General features: G+C 36.4%; 1 protein-coding gene. It reads left to right on the forward strand.

The window, feature by feature from the left end; translation table 11 throughout:
- Window positions 1-545, forward strand: a 545-nt coding sequence (locus OWO01_RS15965) for an IS1634 family transposase (RefSeq protein WP_268781452.1), incomplete at its 5' end; no start/stop codon positions are given.
- Window positions 546-642: the final 97 nt, after the last annotated feature.

Here is a 642-nt window from a genome sequence, read left to right on the forward strand (position 1 = left end):
CTAACTCTTACGGAGCTGCGGGCTATATTAAGAATATCACTATTGATAAAGAAACAGGTGAAATTATCACACCGCAAAAAGAGCTTCAATTCGATGATGAAAAATTGAAAGAAGAGGAAGCACTGGATGGCTATTATGCGATTATTACAAGTGAGTATAAAGAAAATGATGACCGTATCATTGATATCTATCGAGGATTATGGCGGATCGAAGAATCATTTCGCGTAACAAAAAGTGATCTCGAAGCACGCCCTGTTTTTGTATCGAAAGAGGAGCATATTCACGCACATTTTTTAACCTGTTTTATCTCGCTCGTTATCGCAAGGATCATTGAAGTGAAGCTGAAGTATAAGTATAGCGTAGGAAAATTATTAGAGAGCCTATCTAAAGCAGAGTGCTCGCATATGAAGCAAAATTATTATTTATTTGATTACTACGATGAAGTTCTCGAAGATTTAGGCGACCTTTTTGACATCGATTTTTCGAAACAGATCCGCTCGCAAGGAGAAATCAAAAAAATTTTAGCAAAGACAAAAAAGAGTTAAAATTCGCTATGATTTTCCGCAAAAAAATGACAGCCTCAAACCCAGTGTTCACAAAGGGTTAAGGCTGTTTTTGTCTTTTTAATCTGCAAAACTCAGG

The sequence above is a fragment of the Natronobacillus azotifigens genome (genome assembly GCF_026805325.1).
Classification (GTDB): Bacteria; Bacillota; Bacilli; order Bacillales; family Amphibacillaceae; genus Natronobacillus; species Natronobacillus azotifigens.